At 46.3% G+C, this 436-nt stretch carries 2 pseudogenes; both read right to left on the bottom strand.

The features are described from left to right. Positions 1–17: 17 nt before the first annotated feature. Positions 18–148: pseudogene (locus ACTHTY_RS12125) on the bottom strand (FeoB-associated Cys-rich membrane protein). Next, a pseudogene (locus ACTHTY_RS12120) lies at positions 145–436 on the bottom strand (ferrous iron transporter B); the annotation flags it as partial. The pseudogenes ACTHTY_RS12125 and ACTHTY_RS12120, both read right to left, overlap by 4 nt.

Below are 436 nucleotides of genomic sequence, written 5' to 3'. Positions count from 1 at the left end.
TACCTAACCCTCTTTATTTAACCGCAACCGCCGCATTTGCCGCAGCCGCTGCTGCAAAGTCGCGTTTTTTCGGCTTGAACACGAATTTTCGCAAAAGGAAGAATACGCAGGCGAGCATAATCAAGCCGACGATAATATCTTGAGTCATGACGATAGTATCCTTGAAGAAATTTGGTAAACCACGAATGCGGCAAAATAAGCCATCCGGAACAAATAGCCTGTAATCATAAGCATATTTTTCGTGGATTTGGTTTCGCGTTTAATTACGGCCAACGTTGCGGCACACATCGGAGCATACACATCCCAAGCCAAGAAGGCAAAGGCAGTCGGCAAGCCCCAGGTGTTGTGTATGATAGGAATCAGTGCGTTTTGTATTGCATCTTCGGACGATGCGCTGACGGCGTAAATAGTACCCATGTCTCTTATCCACATCTGA

This window comes from Neisseria sp. P0019.S002 (genome assembly GCF_051957155.1).
Classification (GTDB): domain Bacteria; phylum Pseudomonadota; class Gammaproteobacteria; order Burkholderiales; family Neisseriaceae; genus Neisseria; species Neisseria perflava.
The sequence above is the reverse complement of the archived record's forward strand: the minus strand, read 5'-3'. Positions and strand labels throughout refer to the sequence as shown.